General features: G+C 73.2%; 15 protein-coding genes. 6 read left to right on the top strand and 9 right to left on the bottom strand.

Annotation, left to right across the window (positions count from 1 at the left end):
• Nucleotides 1–50: 50 nt before the first annotated feature.
• The gene (locus P3T27_RS26235) at nt 51–479 is read left to right on the top strand and encodes a DUF2306 domain-containing protein (protein ID WP_280682668.1); all 429 of its coding nucleotides are present in this window, start codon (nt 51–53) and stop codon (nt 477–479) included.
• On the opposite strand, the gene P3T27_RS26230 is transcribed toward P3T27_RS26235, so the two are convergent.
• The 4 genes from P3T27_RS26230 to asnB all read right to left on the bottom strand — a co-directional run bounded on the left by P3T27_RS26230 (nt 430) and on the right by asnB (nt 5,799).
• Nucleotides 430–951, bottom strand: a complete 522-nt coding sequence (locus P3T27_RS26230; RefSeq protein WP_348534135.1) for a hypothetical protein — start codon at nt 949–951, stop codon at nt 430–432. The two genes, P3T27_RS26235 and P3T27_RS26230, sit on opposite strands and share 50 nt — an antisense overlap.
• A 76-nt stretch (nt 952–1,027) precedes the next feature.
• Nucleotides 1,028–2,452: a pyridoxal-dependent decarboxylase gene (locus P3T27_RS26225; RefSeq protein WP_280682667.1), complete on the bottom strand. Its 1,425-nt coding sequence runs from the start codon at nt 2,450–2,452 to the stop codon at nt 1,028–1,030.
• 161 nt (nt 2,453–2,613) lie between these two features.
• On the bottom strand, nt 2,614–3,726 hold the full coding sequence (locus P3T27_RS26220; protein WP_280682665.1) for a hypothetical protein: 1,113 nt from the start codon (nt 3,724–3,726) through the stop codon (nt 2,614–2,616).
• 222 nt (nt 3,727–3,948) lie between these two features.
• Nucleotides 3,949–5,799, bottom strand: a complete 1,851-nt coding sequence (gene asnB / locus P3T27_RS26215) for an asparagine synthase (glutamine-hydrolyzing) (RefSeq protein ID WP_280682663.1) — start codon at nt 5,797–5,799, stop codon at nt 3,949–3,951.
• A 204-nt stretch (nt 5,800–6,003) separates the two neighbouring features.
• Here asnB and P3T27_RS26210 point away from each other — a divergent pair, with 204 nt between their 5' ends.
• Together P3T27_RS26210 and glmS are read left to right on the top strand one after the other, a co-directional pair.
• Complete coding sequence (locus P3T27_RS26210) at nt 6,004–6,279, top strand: hypothetical protein (protein ID WP_280682661.1); 276 nt, start codon at nt 6,004–6,006, stop codon at nt 6,277–6,279.
• A gap of 77 nt (nt 6,280–6,356) precedes the next feature.
• The gene (glmS, locus tag P3T27_RS26205; RefSeq protein WP_280682659.1) at nt 6,357–8,183 is read left to right on the top strand and encodes a glutamine--fructose-6-phosphate transaminase (isomerizing); all 1,827 of its coding nucleotides are present in this window, start codon (nt 6,357–6,359) and stop codon (nt 8,181–8,183) included.
• A 99-nt stretch (nt 8,184–8,282) separates the two neighbouring features.
• Here glmS and P3T27_RS26200 read toward each other — a convergent pair whose 3' ends face one another.
• The gene (locus P3T27_RS26200; protein WP_280682658.1) at nt 8,283–9,665 is read right to left on the bottom strand and encodes an MFS transporter; all 1,383 of its coding nucleotides are present in this window, start codon (nt 9,663–9,665) and stop codon (nt 8,283–8,285) included.
• Nucleotides 9,666–10,048: 383 nt separating this feature from the next.
• The gene (locus P3T27_RS26195) at nt 10,049–11,080 is read right to left on the bottom strand and encodes a medium chain dehydrogenase/reductase family protein (RefSeq protein WP_280682656.1); all 1,032 of its coding nucleotides are present in this window, start codon (nt 11,078–11,080) and stop codon (nt 10,049–10,051) included.
• A gap of 133 nt (nt 11,081–11,213) precedes the next feature.
• Here P3T27_RS26195 and P3T27_RS26190 point away from each other — a divergent pair, with 133 nt between their 5' ends.
• Nucleotides 11,214–11,876 (top strand): TetR/AcrR family transcriptional regulator, encoded by a 663-nt coding sequence (locus P3T27_RS26190; RefSeq protein WP_280682654.1) that lies wholly within the window; start codon nt 11,214–11,216, stop codon nt 11,874–11,876.
• Between the two features lie 67 nt (nt 11,877–11,943).
• Here the strand turns inward: P3T27_RS26190 and P3T27_RS26185 are convergent, their stop codons facing one another.
• Nucleotides 11,944–12,306, bottom strand: coding sequence for a hypothetical protein (locus P3T27_RS26185; protein WP_280682652.1), 363 nt, complete (start codon nt 12,304–12,306; stop codon nt 11,944–11,946).
• Between the two features lie 185 nt (nt 12,307–12,491).
• Complete coding sequence (locus P3T27_RS26180; RefSeq protein ID WP_280682650.1) at nt 12,492–12,719, bottom strand: hypothetical protein; 228 nt, start codon at nt 12,717–12,719, stop codon at nt 12,492–12,494.
• A 437-nt stretch (nt 12,720–13,156) separates the two neighbouring features.
• Between P3T27_RS26180 and P3T27_RS26175 the strand changes: the two genes are divergently transcribed.
• On the top strand, nt 13,157–13,360 hold the full coding sequence (locus tag P3T27_RS26175; RefSeq protein ID WP_280682648.1) for a cold-shock protein: 204 nt from the start codon (nt 13,157–13,159) through the stop codon (nt 13,358–13,360).
• Between the two features lie 343 nt (nt 13,361–13,703).
• Nucleotides 13,704–15,143, top strand: coding sequence for a DEAD/DEAH box helicase (locus P3T27_RS26170; protein ID WP_280682646.1), 1,440 nt, complete (start codon nt 13,704–13,706; stop codon nt 15,141–15,143).
• A gap of 73 nt (nt 15,144–15,216) precedes the next feature.
• Here the strand turns inward: P3T27_RS26170 and P3T27_RS26165 are convergent, their stop codons facing one another.
• On the bottom strand, nt 15,217–15,627 hold the full coding sequence (locus tag P3T27_RS26165; RefSeq protein ID WP_280682645.1) for a hypothetical protein: 411 nt from the start codon (nt 15,625–15,627) through the stop codon (nt 15,217–15,219).
• Nucleotides 15,628–15,735: the final 108 nt, after the last annotated feature.

Below are 15,735 nucleotides of genomic sequence, written 5' to 3'. Positions count from 1 at the left end.
CCGCACCGCGCACGTGATTCCGTCCCACCTCCAGCCGATCGGGGTCACCGATGACCAGCACCACGGCCGACACCGCGACCGTCCCCGTCGCGACGACCAGGAGGGGCGGGCGGGTCCGCTGGACCGTCGTCCTGCTGACCTCGCTCACGATCGTCGCCTACGCCGTGGGGACCTACGCCAGGGCCGGCCTGCCCATCGCCGCGTCGAAGGGCGGGCCGGCCGCCACCTACGCCGAGCGCCCGGTGGCCGTCCAGGTCACCTTCTACGTCCACATCGTGACGGCCTCACTGGCGCTGCTGGTGGGCCCGTTCCAGTTCTCCACCGCGCTGCGCCGCCGGTCCCCCGCCGTGCACCGCTGGACCGGCCGGGTCTACCTCCTCGCGGTCGCGGCCTCCCCGCCTACCGCCTCACCACCGCCCCGGACAGGCCCTAGCCGATGCGGGTGGGGGTGTCGAGCAGGGGGTGGCCGGTGGTGGTGAGGAGGGCGGTGAGGTCGGTGGGGCTGAGGGTGTGGGGCGCGCGGAGGTAGAGCTCGTCGACGGTGGTGTCGGGGAGGGGGTGGGGCTGGAGGGAGAGGATGGCGACGTGCCGGTCGGCGAGGGCGGTGTGGACGCGGGCCAGGTCGGCGGGGGAGCTGCGGGCGGCGGTGCGGACGCGCCACAGGGTGGTCGGCGGCGCGGGGGCGTGGGGGTGGTGGCGCTGGGACCACCAGGTGTGGAACAGGGCGGTGGCGAGGAGGACGAGGGCGGAGGCGGCGAGGACCACCGGGCCGTCGGGGCCGTTGACGACGATCTTGGCGACCAGGTCGGCCGCGGTGACCGAGACGAAGACGGCGGCGAGTTCGACGGAGTCGCGGCGCCAGCGGTGGGTTCTGGCGCCGCGCCGTCGGGCCCGGGGGAGGGTGGGCGTCGGTTGCGGCGTCTGGTGCTCCGGGTGCTCGGTGTGCTCCATGACAGCACCTTGCCCGTGCGGTGTTTCCGCTCCACGAACCCGCCGTGACCTGGTGGTTAAGGTCTTCGGGCCCGCGTTACGGCTGCAGCTCCGCGGCCGTCGCCTTGACCTCGGCGAGCAGGAGTTCCAGGTCGGCCTCGGTGGTGTCGGCGTTGAGCAGGCAGGCCCGGAGCATCTCGCGCTCGCCGAGGCGAGCCCCGGTGACGAAGACCCGGCCACGCCGCTGGACGGCGACCGGGAGCTCGCGGTTGAGGGCGTCGAGGGCGGCCTCGTCGTGCCCGGGGGTGCGGTGGCGGAACGCGACGATGGAGGTCTGCACCTCGGCCAGCAGCTCCAACTCGGCGTCGGCCTCGATCAGTTCGCCGAGGCGGCGGGCCAGGGCGGTGCAGCGGGCGATGTCGCGGGCGATGCCGTCGCGGCCCTTGTGGGCGATGGTGGCCCAGACCTTGAGCGCGCGGAACGGGCGGGTCTGCTCGGTGCCGTACTCGGAGAACCAGCCGAGCGCGCCGGCCGCCTCGTCGCGCAGGTAGGACGGGACGAGGCTGAAGGTGCCGCGCAGCTCCTCGGTGTCGCGCACCAGCGCGCAGCCGCAGTCGACCGGGACGCCCAGCCACTTGTGCGGGTCGAGGGCGAGGGAGTCGGCGCGCTCCAGACCCGCGTAGCGGTGGGCGATGGCCGGGTCGAGGACGCCGAAGGCCCCGTACGCGCCGTCGACGTGCAGCCACAGGCGCTGCTCGGCGCAGAGGTCGGCGATCGGGCCGAAGTCGTCGACCGTGCCGGTGCCGACGGTGCCGGCCGAGGCGACGACCAGGAAGGGCAGCAGTCCGGCGGCCCGGTCGCGCTCGACGGCGGCCCGCAGCCCGGCGGGGTCGAGGCGTCCGTCGGGGCCGGTGGCGACGGTGCGCAGGTGCCGGCTGCCGAGGCCGAGGAGCTCGACGGCCTTGCGGACGCAGGAGTGGGTCTCACCGGTGACGTAGCCGACCAGCGGCGGCAGGCCGGCCAGGCCGTCCTCGCGGACGTCCCACCCGGCCCGGCGGGCGGCGCGGTTCCGGGCGGCGGCCAGGCAGACGATGGTGGCCATCGAGGTGCCGGAGGTGAGCAGCCCGCCGCCGGCCGGGTGCGGGAAGCCCACCAGTTCGGCGATCCAGCGGACCACGGCGCGCTCCAGGTGGACATCGGCGTGGTCGCCGCCGGCCGAGCTGGGGTTCATCGCGGAGGCGGCGAGGGTGGCGAGGACTCCGGCGGGGGCGGGGGCGGAGTTGACCCAGCCGAAGAAGCGGGGGTGGCCGTTGCCCATCGGGTGGGGCAGGACGTCCCGCCCGATGGCGGTGAGGAGGTCGGCGAGCGGGCGGCCGTCGGCGGGCAGCGGCGCGTCGAGCAGGGCGTTGCGGGCGGCGGCGTCCATCGGCTGCCAGACCGGGCGCCCGGGCAGTTCGGCGAGGTAGTCGGAGACGAGGTCGGCGGCGGTGTGCGCGGCGGCGCGGAAGTCCTCGGTGGTCATGAAGGCGGTTCTCCAGGGGGCGGGGGAGGCGCGGCGTCCTCGGCGCACCCTGATCCGCCCGATCCTACGGAGAGGGCCCGCGCCGTGCGGCGCGGGCCCTCCAGGTGAGACGGCGGCTCGGTCCGGGTCGGACGGTGAGCAGTCCGGGTCGGACGGCCGGGTCAGTCCAGCGAGCTGGACAGGCCACTGGCGGAGCGGCAGTAGCCCTGCATCTCCTTGTTGCCGATCTTGGCGCAGAGCCGCCCGGCCGCGCCGCCGTCGGTGTAGTTGACCGTGTAGTAGCTGACCAGGCCCTCGGCACAGGCCTTGCGCTGCCAGCCGTCGGCGGCGGTGGCGCACTGCTGGGCGGCCCAGTCCTCGCGGTCGAGGTTGTACTTCATCGTCCGGGAGCCGACGCCGCGGCTGCAGTCGACCGCCCCGCCGTTGGCCTTGCCGTTGAGGCACCACTTGAGGGCGTCGGCGTAGACCTCGGGGTGGTTCGGGTAGTCGTGCGAGGAGAGGTAGAAGGTCGGGGCGTAGAAGTAGCACGCGGACTGGAACAGGGACGGCTGGTCCTTGCACGGGTACAGCGGGTCCTGGGCGAGCTTGTCGGCGGGCAGGTTCGCCTTGGCCTTCTCGTCCTCCTCGTCCGGGCCGAAGAGCTGCATGAACAGCCCCTCGGAGCAGCGGATCCGGTTCTGGTCGCTGGGGAACTTGTTGCACAGCTCGCGCGCCTTGGCGACGTCCTGCTTGGCGACGAACATGGTGCCGTGGCCGACGCCGTGGATGCACGGGCCGGCGTTCTTGGGCGCGCAGAGCTTGAGCAGGTCCACCTCGGGCTGGGCGGAGGCGTTGAGCATCTCCTCGACCGCGCCGTGCAGGTAGCCGGCCGCGCAGGTCTCGTGGGGGAAGGAGATGACCTTCTGGAAGTCCTCGTTGAAGCGCTTGACCGCCGCGTGGCCGAGCTCGTGCGCGATCGGGTGGCAGAAGCGCACGGTGTACGGCTTCTCCTTGGTGATCCTGTCGAGGTCGGCGAGCGCGACGCCGGGGTCGGTGGCGTCCATCTCGGCCATCAGCTTGTTGCGCAGCGTCGAGCGGGTCCACACCGCCGGGTCGCCGGTCGGGGTGGCGCCCGCGGCCGCCGGCGCGACGGCGGGGGCGGCGCCGGTGGTCGCGGCGCCGGCCGGGGTCGTCGCCGCGGTGGCCGCGGGCGACCAGTCGGTGACGGCGACCGACCCGAGGCCCAGGACGCCCAGGAGCAGGGCGGTGAGAATCGCGAATAGTCGCGGCTGCATGAGGTGATCCCCCGGCGGATCGAGGTGGACGGTTCGCTCCCATCCTGACGGGACGGTGGCGGGAATCCGCGTTTTCGCCCGCCATTCGGGAGGTGTCGGCGACGCTATCGCACGGTCCGACGCCCGGGCGCGGCGGGTTGGTTCCGGAAGATCACCCGAACGGCGTAGCGGCGCCGGGCCGCCGCGCCGTCCGGGGAGTGCCGCGAAGTACCGGGGCGACCGTCAGAGATCCAGCGTCACCTGGTACTCCGTCAGCCAGGTGTCCAGGTCGAGCGCGAGGTCGACGGCCAGCCGGACGGACTGCGGGTCGGTGTCCGGGGAGAGCGCGTCGGCCAGGCGCCGCCGGTCGAGCAGGTCGAGCGCCGGGGACGTCCGCTGGGCGGCGAGCTGGGCGAGTTCGGCCTGCAGCAGCGCCGGGTAGTGCGGGTCCGCGGTGACCGGGTACGGGCTCTTCACCCGGTCGGCGACGGCGTCCGGCAGCATGTCCCGGACGGCGGCGCGCAGCAGGCTCTTCTCCCGGCCGTCGAAGTGCTTCATCGCCCACGGGGTGTTGAAGACGTACTGGACCAGCCGGTGGTCGCAGAACGGCACCCGCACCTCCAGGCCGTTGGCCATGCTCATCCGGTCCTTGCGGTCGAGCAGGATGCAGACGAAGCGGGTCAGGTGGAGGTACGAGATCTCGCGCATCCGCCGTTCCAGCGGGTCGGCGTCCGGCAGGTGCGGGACTTCGGCGAGCGCCTCGTGGTAGCGGGCCCGCCGGTAGCCCGCCAGGTCGAGCCTGCCGAGCAGGCCGGCGTCGAGGATCTGTTCCCGTGGGCCGGCGCCCTCGCCGCCGATGCCGGTCAGCGAGACCGCCCAGGGGAAGTCGTCGGCGGCGATCGCCCGCGGGTCGTGGAACCAGCGGTAGCCGCCGAACAGCTCGTCCGCGGACTCGCCCGACAGGGCGACGGTGGACTGGCGGCGCACGCCCCGGAAGAGCAGCAGCAGCGAGATGTCCATGTCGCCGATACCGCCGGGCAGGTCCCGGGCGCGCAGGACGGTGGCGCGCTGGGCGAGGTCGCCGAGCTCGGCGGAGTCCAGTTCGATCACGGTGTGGTCGGCGCCGACGTGCTCGGCGAGCAGCCGGGCGTACGGGCCGTCCTGGGTCGGCCGGACCGCGTCGGCGTGGAAGTTCTCGCTCTGGCCGGTGAAGTCGACGGCGAAGGAGCGCACCGGACCGGCGCCCGCGTCGCGCAGCACCCGGGCGGCGAGGGCGGTGACGGCGCTGGAGTCCAGGCCGCCGGAGAGCAGGGAGCAGAGCGGGACGTCCGCGTCGAGCTGGCGGTGGACGATGTCCTCCAGCAGGGCCCGGACGGTGGCGACGGTGGCCTCCAGGGTGTCGGTGTGCTCGCGCGCCTCCAGCGCCCAGTAGCGGCGCATCGACAGGCCCTCGCGGCGGACCCGGACGACGTGCCCGGGCCGGACCTCGGCGATGCCCCGGTAGGGGGTGACCCCCGGGGTACGGCTGTAGGAGAACAGTTCGCGCAGCCCGTCCAGGTCGACCACCGGGCGCACCGCGGGGTGGGCGAGGATGGCCTTCACCTCGGAGCCGAAGATCACGCCGTCCGGGGTGGGGTGGTAGTGCAGGGGCTTGACGCCCATCCGGTCGCGGACCAGCAGCAGCTCCTCGCTGCGGGCGTCCCAGATCGCGAAGGCGAACATGCCGTTCAGCCGCTCGGCCAGCTGCTCGCCCCACTCCAGGTAGGCGTGCAGGACGACCTCGGTGTCGCTGCGGGTGCGGAAGCGGTGGCCGACCGCCTCCAGTTCCGCGCGCAGCTCGCGGTGGTTGTAGACCTCGCCGCTGTAGGTGAGCGCGGCCAGCAGCCGGCCGTCGTGTTCGACGGTCATCGGCTGGACGCCGCCCTTGACGTCGATCACCGCGAGGCGGCGGTGGCCGAGGGCGGCGTGTTGCTCCAGGTGGACGCCGCCGGCGTCCGGGCCGCGGCAGATCTGGGTGGCCGTCATCGCGTCGAGGACGGCGCGTTCGGCGGTGAGGTCGCGGTCGTAGGCGACCCATCCGGTGATCCCGCACATCAGCAAGCCTCCGGTCTTCCGCTACGTATGCGGAAAGTCACGCTACGTGTGGAGGGGCGCGGCTACAAGGGTGCGGCGGGAAGGGGGCGCGAGAGGTCGGGGAGGCGCGAGTGGCTGATCGTGTGAACTGAAAGTCGTAAAGTCTGCCCGAATCCGGGCAGGATCTTTGAGTCCGGCGGCCGATGCGGCCTAGGCTCCTGTCTCGTGCCGAGCTCACCCCACCCTCACGACGACCTCCTCGCCCACCTCACCCGGACCAGCCCGCTCGGGCCCCGGGAGGCGGCGCGGGTCGTGGCAGAGGTGCTGGCGTACTTCTCCGAGACCACCGAGGAGTACGTCCGCCGCCGCCACGGCGAGCTCCAGGCACGCGGACTGACGAACGAACGGATCTTCGCCCGGCTCGCCGAGGAACTCCCCGCCCGCCGCGTCGCGGCGCCCGGGCTCTCGGCCCGCCAGCTGCGCCGGATCGTCTACGGCTGAGCGCCGTCGGCGGGTCCGCCCCGCAGGTGCCAGGACGCACGAACAGCCGTCGAGCATTCACCAAGAGGAGCCCACGCATGTGCGGAATCGTGGCCTACATCGGCCCCAAGGACGCGACCCCCTTCCTGCTGGAGGGCCTGGCCCGGCTGGAGTACCGCGGCTACGACTCGGCCGGCGTCGCCGTCACCGGGCGCACCGGCGGGCTCAAGGTCCGCAAGGTCAAGGGCCGGGTCGCCGACCTGGCCGCCGCCGTCCCGGCCCGGTTCAAGGGCGGGATCGGCATCGGGCACACCCGCTGGGCCACCCACGGCGTCCCCAGCGACGCCAACGCCCACCCGCACCTGGACGGCGCCGAGCGGATCGCCGTCGTCCACAACGGCATCATCGAGAACGCCGACGAACTGCGCGCCAAGCTCACCGCCGACGGCGCCGTCTTCCGCTCCGAGACCGACACCGAGGTGCTCTCCCACCTGATCGCCGCGCACGCCGTCGAGGGCGTGGAGCTGGAGGACGCCGTGCGCGCCGCGCTCGGCAAGGTGGTCGGCACCTACGGCATCGCCGTGCTCGACGCCGAACAGCCGGACCGGATCGTGGTCGCCCGCAACGGCAGCCCGATCGTGCTCGGCCTCGGCGAGAAGGAGATGTTCGTCGCCTCCGACGTGTCCGCCCTCGTCCGCTACACCCGCCAGGTCGTCCACCTGGAGGACGGCGAGCTGGCCACCGTCCGCGCCGACGGCTTCCGCACCTTCACCGCCGACGCCCGCACCACGCACCGCCAGCCGTCCACCGTGGACTGGGAGATCGACTCCTACGACACCGGCGGCTACGAGCACTTCCTGCTCAAGGAGATCCACGAGCAGCCCGGCTCGGTCGAGCGCACGCTCAGCGGCCGGCTCGACGAGCGTTTCGCCACCGCCCACCTCGGCGGCCTCAACCTGGACGCCCGCGAACTGCGCGAGATCCGGCGGGTGAAGATCCTCGGCTGCGGATCCGCGTACTACGCCGGTGAGATGGGCGCCCAGCTGATCGAGGAGCTCTCCCGCATCCCCGCGCACAGCGAGCCCGCCTCCGAGTTCCGCTACCGCAACCCGGTGATCGAGGCGGACACCCTGTACATCGCGGTCAGCCAGTCCGGCGAGACCTACGACACGCTGGCCGCCGTCCAGGAGATCAAGCGCAAGGGCGGCCGGGTGCTCGGCGTCGTCAACACCGTGGGCAGCGCCATCGCCCGCGAGTGCGACGGCGGCATCTACCTGCACGCCGGGCCGGAGATCTCCGTCGCCTCCACCAAGGCCTTCACCTCCACCGTGGTCGCCTTCGCGCTGCTGGCCCTGCACTTCGGCCGCATCCACGACCTCTCGCCCGCCGACGGCCGCCGGATCGTCGCGGCCCTGAAGGCCCTGCCGGAGCAGATCCGCGAGGTCCTCGCGCAGGGCGACGCCATCGCCGAACTCGCCGCCCAGTACGCCGAGTCGGCGGGCATGATGTTCATCGGCCGGGTCCGCGGCTACCCGGTCGCCCGGGAGGGCGCGCAGAAGCTCAAGGAGATCTCCTACGTGCACGCCGAGGCCTACCCGGCGAGCGAGCTGAAGCACGGGCCGCTGGCGCTGATCAGCCCCGAACTGCCCACCGTCGCCCTGGTGCCGGACGACGAACTGCTCGACAAGAACCTCACCACGCTCGGCGAGATCAAGGCCCGCTCCGGCCGGGTCATCGCCATCGGCCACCGCCGCCCCGAGGACAAGCTCGCCGACCACTGCATCCTCGTCCCCAAGAGCGAGCCCGAGCTCGACCCGCTGCTCCTCAACATCCCGCTCCAACTCCTCGCCTACCACGCCGCCCTGGCCCTCAAGCGTGACGTCGACAAGCCGCGCAACCTGGCGAAGAGCGTGACGGTGGAGTAAGACTGACCGGCACATGGTGGGTCTAAGCCGCCCGCCGCAAAGCCGCGGCGGCGCCGCCCGGGAGGTCCGGGCGGCGCCGCCTGCGTCACGTGGCGGCCGTCAGCGCGCCGTCTGCGGGACGCGCTGGGCCGGGACGGTGCGCCCGGTCGGGCGGGCGGCGGCCGGGGCGGCGCCCAGGGCGGTGCCCCGGGTCTCCTCGGCCCACAGCACGCACACCAGCAGGCCGACCAGGGTGGTGCCGGCGGCGATGAGCATGGTGGGGCCGGTGCCGAGCCCGGTCAGGGAGAGCGGCAGCAGATAGGTGCCGACGGCCGCGCCGATCCGGCTCACCGAGGTCGCCACCCCCACCGCGGTCGCCCGGATCTCGGTGGGGAAGAGCTCGTTGGGGTAGGTCCAGTCGAGGACGTTGGGCCCGCCGCACAGGAAGGCGTACGCGCACAGCGCGGTCAGGGCGACGGCGGCCGGGGCGGTGGGCCACACGCCCAGCAGCGCCAGCGGGACGGCCATCAGGGCGAAGGACCAGATGATGACGGGGCGTCGGCCGCGGGTGTCGATCAGGCGCAGGGCCGGGTAGCAGCCGAGCAGGAAGACGAGGCTGATCAGCCCGGTGCCCAGGGTCTCCAGCACGGTGCCGCCCGGCATGCCGAAGGAGGAGAGGATCTGCGGGCCGAAGGTCAGCATCGCGAACAGCGGGCCGACCTGGCAGAGGAAGAACAGGCCGCAGAACAGGGTGCGGCGCCGGTAGGGCTGGGTCATCAGCAGGCGCAGCCCGCCGGGGCGGCCGCGCTCGGCCGGGTCGGGCATCAGCTCGCGGCCGTCCACCCGCACGCCGAGGTGCTTCTCGACCACGCGCACCGCGTCGCCGACCCGTCCGTTGGCGGCCAGCCAGCGCGGGGACTCCGGCGAGCCGCGGCGGATCACCAGGAAGACCACGCACAGCACCGTGGAACTCGCGAGCATCCACCGCCAGCTGCCGGGCCCGGCCAGCTCCAGGAACGCGTAGCCCACCACGTAGGCGAGCACGGAGCCGGCGTACCAGGCGACGATCTGCTGGCCGAGCAGCCGCCCGCGCTGCTTGGCGGGCAGCCACTCGGCGAGCAGGGACGTGGCGATCGGGTAGTCGGCGGCCACGGCCATGCCGAGCACGAAGCGCAGCACGGCGATCGCCCACACCGTGTCGACCCAGAAGGAGAGCACCGAGCAGGCGACCATCACGAGCAGGTCGGCGGTGTACATCACCTCCCGGCCGATCCGGTCGGTCAGCACGCCGAAGAGCGCGCCGCCGACGAACATGCCCACCAGGGCGGCGGCGCCGATCAGGCTGACCTCCGCGGTGGACAGGCCGAGGTCCGGGCGCATCCCGATCAGGGCGACGCCGACGATGCTCAGGATGTAGCCGTCGAGCAGCGGCCCACCGGAACAGGCCAGGGCCAGTCTGCGGTGGAAGGCGGTATACGGGGCGTTGTCGATGGTCTGGGACATGTGCTGGGGTCCTCCGGAGCGTACGGCGGCGGGAGGACCCGCTCACCGTGCGCCGGGTAGACGGCAGGGAAGGCGCCGTCCGTGGGACGACGCCATCACCCGGTCACACCGGGCGACCGTCCACGGTTGCCCGGTACGCGTGGGCCGCCACCGGGCCGAAGGTCGGTCGGATTCACGACCAAGGTCCCGAAGCGGACAGGCCCTCGGACCGTGTCGCCACCCCGCCCGCCCAGTCCTGCCGGGCCCTGTCGCCGCCCGGGTGCCCGTCCGCCCGCCGGGCGTGACCCTTCTCACCCGAGGGCCCCCGGGCGCCCCGATCGTGTGGCCGGCGTCACAATCGGGGCCGCGGCGCCCGCGTCCCGCTCCGGGCCCGCGCCCCGGCGTCAGGGCGTCAGGACGATCTTGCCGCTGACGGTGCCGGACTCCGCCAGCCGCAGGGCCTCGGCGGCCCGGGCGAGCGGGATCCGGGCGGCGATGCGGGCGGTGACGTCGCCGCGGTCGACGGCGGCGAACACCTGGGTGAGGTCGGAGCGCAGGCGCGCGCGGAACCGGTCCCGGCCGAGGGCGCGGCCGGCCCAGATGTTGTAGAAGCAGGCGCGGCGGCCGTTCGGCAGGGTGTTCCAGAGCCAGGTGCGGGCGAGGATCTTCAGCACGGGCCACTGCTTGGAGCCGTCGTCGTCGCGGGTGGACGCGCTGCCGTAGGCGACGAGCGTGCCGCCGGGGGCGAGCAGGTGCCAGGAGTCGATCACGCTGCGCCCGCCGACGTGGTCGAAGACGGCGTCCACCCCGCCGGGCGCCAGCTCCCGGACCCGGGCCGCCACGTCCGCGGTGCGGTAGTCGACCGGGACCACGCCGAGCTCCCGCAGGGCCTCGTGGTGCCGGGCGGACGCCGTGCCGATCACCTGCACGCCGGCCGCCCGCGCCAGCTGGACCAGGACGGATCCCACCCCGCCACTCGCGCCGTGCACCAGGATGCGCTGCCCGGCGCGGACCCGGGCCCGGCCGTGCAGCATCTGCCAGGCCGTGATGCCGTTGACCACCACGGTCTCCGCCGCTTCGGCGGTGAGGCCGTCCGGGACGGGCACGGCGTCCTCGGCGTCGACCAGGACGTGGCTGGCCCACCCGCCGACCTTCACCAGCGCTGCCACCCGCTGCCCGACCAGACCCGGGTCGACGCCCTCGCCGGTGGCCAGCACCCGGCCCACCAGGTCGTAGCCGGGAACGAACGGGAACGGCGGCTGGTCGTAGTACCGCCCGCGGCGCATCTGCTGCTCGGCGAACGAGACGCCGCTCGCCTCCATGGCGATCACGAGCTGCCCCCGGCCGGCCGTCGGCACGGCTCCGTGGCGGATCTCCAGGCCCTCCGGGGTCACGATGCCGGGCAGGACGACCTCGACCAGGCGTGCGCTGTCCATGACGCGCTCCTTTTCCGTAGATGGTGTCGCTTCAGTTAGAAGTTATAACCGTCAGGGCGAGTGAGGGTCAAGAGGGAGAGTGATAACCTCTAACGAGACGTTGATGGTGTAGTCGTGAGGGCTGGAGGCGGGCGTGGCCGCGTCGGACGCGAGGACTCCCCGGGAGCGCTACCGCGCCCAGGTGCGGGAAGAGGTCAGGAAGCACGCCTGGGAGCAGATCGCCACGGCGGGGGCCTCGGCCCTGTCCCTCAACGCCATCGCCAAACAGATGGGCCTGAGCGGCCCGGCCCTCTACCGGTACTTCGCCAGTCGCGACGAGCTGATCACCGAGCTCGTCACGGACGCCTACCGCAGCCTCGCCGACACCTTCCGGGCCCGCGCCGCGGCCGGCACCGACCTGGCCGGACTGGTGGACACCCTGCGCCGGTGGGCCCTGGACGACCCCCAGCGCTACTTCCTCGTCTACGGGACCCCGGTGCCCGGCTACCACGCGCCCCAGGAGACCACCCGGATCTCCGGCGAGATCATGGCCGTCATCCTCGACGCCTGCGCCGCCGAGGAGCCGGCCGACGAGTCACCCGGCGCGCCGCCGTCCCCGCTCGACGCCCACCTCGCCGAACACCGGGCCTGGGCCGGACAGCACCCGGCCCCGCCGTCGGCACTCCGCCTGGCCCTCGCCTTCTGGACCCGCCTGCACGGCGTGCTCTCGCTCGAACTCGCGGGCCACTTCACCGGCATGGGGCTCGATCCCGCCGAGCTCTACGCCGCCGAGGCCCGCTCCCTCACCGGTCGCTGACGGCACGACGCGGGCCTGCCGTGCCCGCCCGGGAACTCGGCCCCGGGCGGGCACGGCAGGCGTTTCGTCACGCGTCGGAGTAGCTGAGGTCGCCCACCGTCCAACTGCTCACGTCGCCGATGGCGATGCGGTACATGCCGCCGGTGTGGGGAAGCCCGAAGTCGCCCTGCAGGATCCTCGCCCGGTGGAGGTGCAGGTGCGTGGGCCGGGTGGGTGCCACGGCGGAGGACGGGGCGAAGAGGGCGGCGAAGGGCTTCAAGTGCTGCGAGGTGTGCAGGACTTCCGACACCCGCTCGAACCAGAGGGCCATCGGCGCGAGCCTGCCGGTGATGACCGCTCCGGGTACCACCACGGTCAAGGACATCTGGTTGCTGTGCTCGGACTCCACCATGGCGGCGATGTCAACGAGGAGCTCATCAGAGTTCGACATGCCCCCAGACTATTGCGCCACCGGCGGCTTCGGGGGCCGCGCGTACGGTACGGTCCGCTGGACCTCCGCCGGGCGTCCGCCCGACGCCGCGTCGGACGTCCGGCGCAGACCGTGCGCATGGTCGCGCGCACGGCCGGCGCCTGGTGCCGGGGCCCGGGCCCTGGTGTCCCGGGGGGAACCCCGGGTCAGAGCTTCCACATCTCGGCGTAGGGCGGGATGAGCCGCTCCTGCCGGGAGCCGAAGTCGACGAGGACCGCGATGTCGCTGCCGTCCTCGACGTCGACGACCCGGCCGAGGCCGTGCTTGTCGTGGGTGACCCGGTCGCCCACGGCGAACCGTTTGCGCGGCACGTCGACCGGGGCTTTGAAGGGACTGGTGGGCAGGTGGCGCCGGACTGCCGGTGATTTCGTCATCCCGATCAGTATGCTCCGAAAAACCGTGGAGCGGACCCTTCCGGAGCGCCGGAAGCCCGCCGGGGTGGCGGCGCACCGCCAACCGGCCCGCGCCCGGGTGGCCCACCCGGCCGGAAAAATTCTCCGCCCGGCCCGCGCCTGCCGCGGTCGCGCCAACTGCCCTGGGGCCGCCGCCCGTTGCCGACCGCTCCGGCGGGGCGGCGCCACCCGTGGGGGTGGGGTCCTGGAAACCTGATGCGGAATATCCACCGCGGGGAGCCCGGGCCTGCTACAGTCGATTTAGTTGCAGTAGTGGTTCCCATGAACTTTGTGTGCGCCTGCTGATGTATTGCAGGCGCATTTTTTGTTTTCCGGCTTTTCCCCGGCGGGTGCTCATCGCGGCGACTCGAAGTCCGCATGGTGCGGACCTCGTACAGTCTCTCGAAGGAGATTTTTTTATGGCTACTGGTACCGTGAAGTGGTTCAACGCGGAAAAGGGCTTCGGCTTCATCGAGCAGGAGGACGGCGGCGCTGACGTCTTCGCCCACTACTCGAACATCAACGCCAGCGGTTTCCGCGAGCTGCTCGAGGGCCAGAAGGTCGAGTTCGACGTCACGCAGGGCCAGAAGGGCCCGCAGGCGGAGAACATTCGCCCGCTGTAGTAGGTCTATGCCACGGCACTCGCCATGGCAGCGAGGGGCCCGCACCGCGCACACGCCCGGTGCGGGCCTTTCGGCCGTACCACCCCACCCCCGCCTCCGGCGGCCCCAGGCCGCTCCGGTGGCTCCGGCCCCGCGGTCCGCCGCCGGCCGCCGTTTCCGTGTGAGCCGCACTGCGCCGCCTGTGGACCGGTGCCCGCCCATCGGGCGGCTGCGCCGTCCAGGCCCCGCCCGGCCGCACCGCCCGAGCCCCGCCCGGCACATTCTCCGGCCCGTTTCTTGCGATCTCCGCGCGTCCGCGCAGTGGAGCCTCCCTCGCGACGTGCCGTCTCGAGGAAGGTTCCGTATGAACCGCCCCAATCGTCCCTCGCACCGCACCTCCCCCCGCCGATCCGCCGCTTCCGGCAGGGGTCAGGCGCGCCCCGCCCAGCGGGAGTTCGAACTCCCGGTCAGCTCCACCCCGGCCCTGCCCGCCGTCGAGTCGTTCGACGAACTGGACATGCCCGTGGCCCTGTTGAGGGTGCTGGCCCGCCAGGGCGTCACCTCGCCGTTCCCCATCCAGGCCACCACGCTGCCGAACTCGCTCGCCGGCCGTGACGTGCTCGGCCGGGGCCGGACCGGCTCCGGCAAGACCATCGCCTTCGGCCTGGCAGTCCTGGCCCGTACCGCCGCCCGTACCGCGGGTGGCAAGGCCGCCCCGGGCAGCCCGCTGGCCCTGGTGCTGGTCCCCACCCGGGAGCTCGCGCAGCAGGTCACCGAGGCGCTCACCCCCTACGCGCACGCCGTACGGCTGCGGATGGCGACCGTGGTGGGCGGCGTGTCGATCGGCCGCCAGGGCCAGGTGCTGAACCGGGGCGCCGAGGTCGTGGTGGCCACCCCCGGCCGGTTGAAGGACCTGATCCAGCGCGGCCACTGCCGACTGGACGACGTCAGTGTCGCGGTCCTGGACGAGGCCGACCAGATGGCGGACCTGGGCTTCCTGCCGCAGGTCACCGAACTGCTCGACCAGGTCTCCGCCGACTGCCAGACGCTGCTCTTCTCCGCGACCCTGGACCGCAACGTCGACCGGCTGGTGCACCGCTTCCTCAAGGACCCGGTCACCCACTCGGTGGATCCGTCGGCCGTCGCGGTCACCACCATGGAGCACCACGTGCTGCATGTGCAGAACTACGACAAGAACGAGGTGATCGCCCGGATCGCCGCCCGCGACGGCGGGGTGATCATGTTCACCGACACCCGGGACCGGGCGGACGGGCTGGTCGAGGCCCTGCTCGCGAACGGGGTGAAGGCGGCCGCCCTGCACGGCGGCAAGTCCCAGCCCCAGCGCACCCGCACCCTGGAGCAGTTCCGCACCGGTGAGGTCACCGCGCTCATCGCGACCAACGTCGCCGCCCGGGGCATCCACATCGACGGCCTCGACCTGGTCGTCAACCTGGATCCGCCGATCGACCACAAGGATTACCTGCACCGCGGCGGCCGCACCGCCCGGGCCGGCGAGTCCGGGACCGTCGTCACCCTCGTGCTGCCCAGCCAGCGCCGCCAGATGGCCCGTCTGGCGGCCACCGCGGGCCTCGCCCCCACCGCCACCCGGATCCACTCCGGCGACGACGAACTCGCCCGGCTCACGGGCGCCCGCGTGCCCACCGGCATCCCGGTCTCGATCCCCGACCCCGTCATCGAGCGCCCCCGCCGCCGCCCCAACTCCGCTGCCGGCGGCCGCCGCCGGCCCGCCGCCGCCTCCGGTGCCCGCCACCCGCGCCCGGCGCGGTCCGCCGGCCGGAGCTGATCGGGCGGCTCGGCGGAGGCGTCTTGGCCCGGTCCGGCCCCGCGCTGTCGACAGCGCGGGGCCGGACGCGTGCTCAGGACCGCTTGGGCGGCAGCACGGCCAGGGCGAGGAGGATCACCAGGACGCCGCCGCAGGCGTTCCAGAAACCGTTCTCCAGGTCGCCGATGCCGAGCGAGCGCGGCGACAGCTCGCGGCCCTTCTGGTAGACCCAGAGCACGCCGGTGACCACCGCGACCACGCCGGCCAGGAGCAGGCCCGGGCGGGACCGCACCAGCAGCGCCAGGACCGCGATCGCCGCGGCGACGGCCAGGAGCAGGAACATCGACATGCCGGTCGAGGTGGTGCGGGTGGGCGACATGCCCCGGAACAGGTCGGCGACCGGCACGGACCTCGGATCGCTCTTCGCGTACCAGGGCTGAAACGAGCTGAGCACCAGCCCGGCCGCGCCGGCCAGGGCCAACAAGCTTGCTAGGACGGTTCGCATGGGACGGGACCCCCAGTTTCCTCTTGGTCGTGTCTCTCTTGTCGGCCGATCATCATCCTGATCGGCGCCCCCGCCTGGAGCATGCCATGTCAGGCCCGCCGATCGGTG

Source organism: Kitasatospora sp. MAA19 (genome assembly GCF_029894125.1).
Taxonomy (GTDB): Bacteria; Actinomycetota; Actinomycetes; order Streptomycetales; family Streptomycetaceae; genus Kitasatospora.
This window is presented reverse-complemented; position numbering and strand designations above follow the sequence as displayed.

Bases quoted from the DNA above. Each gene is read 5' to 3' on its own strand.
- asnB (WP_280682663.1), bottom strand. From the start codon at position 5,799: ATGTGCGGGATCACCGGATGGGTCGCCTACGACCGCGACCTCACCGCC.
- P3T27_RS26175 (WP_280682648.1), top strand. From the start codon at position 13,157: ATGGCTACTGGTACCGTGAAGTGGTTCAACGCGGAAAAGGGCTTCGGC.
- P3T27_RS26230 (WP_348534135.1), bottom strand. From the start codon at position 951: ATGGAGCACACCGAGCACCCGGAGCACCAGACGCCGCAACCGACGCCC.
- P3T27_RS26195 (WP_280682656.1), bottom strand. From the start codon at position 11,080: ATGGACAGCGCACGCCTGGTCGAGGTCGTCCTGCCCGGCATCGTGACC.
- P3T27_RS26180 (WP_280682650.1), bottom strand. From the start codon at position 12,719: ATGACGAAATCACCGGCAGTCCGGCGCCACCTGCCCACCAGTCCCTTC.
- P3T27_RS26225 (WP_280682667.1), bottom strand. From the start codon at position 2,452: ATGACCACCGAGGACTTCCGCGCCGCCGCGCACACCGCCGCCGACCTC.
- P3T27_RS26220 (WP_280682665.1), bottom strand. From the start codon at position 3,726: ATGCAGCCGCGACTATTCGCGATTCTCACCGCCCTGCTCCTGGGCGTC.
- P3T27_RS26165 (WP_280682645.1), bottom strand. From the start codon at position 15,627: ATGCGAACCGTCCTAGCAAGCTTGTTGGCCCTGGCCGGCGCGGCCGGG.
- P3T27_RS26200 (WP_280682658.1), bottom strand. From the start codon at position 9,665: ATGTCCCAGACCATCGACAACGCCCCGTATACCGCCTTCCACCGCAGA.
- P3T27_RS26235 (WP_280682668.1), top strand. From the start codon at position 51: ATGACCAGCACCACGGCCGACACCGCGACCGTCCCCGTCGCGACGACC.
- P3T27_RS26185 (WP_280682652.1), bottom strand. From the start codon at position 12,306: ATGTCGAACTCTGATGAGCTCCTCGTTGACATCGCCGCCATGGTGGAG.
- glmS (WP_280682659.1), top strand. From the start codon at position 6,357: ATGTGCGGAATCGTGGCCTACATCGGCCCCAAGGACGCGACCCCCTTC.
- P3T27_RS26170 (WP_280682646.1), top strand. From the start codon at position 13,704: ATGAACCGCCCCAATCGTCCCTCGCACCGCACCTCCCCCCGCCGATCC.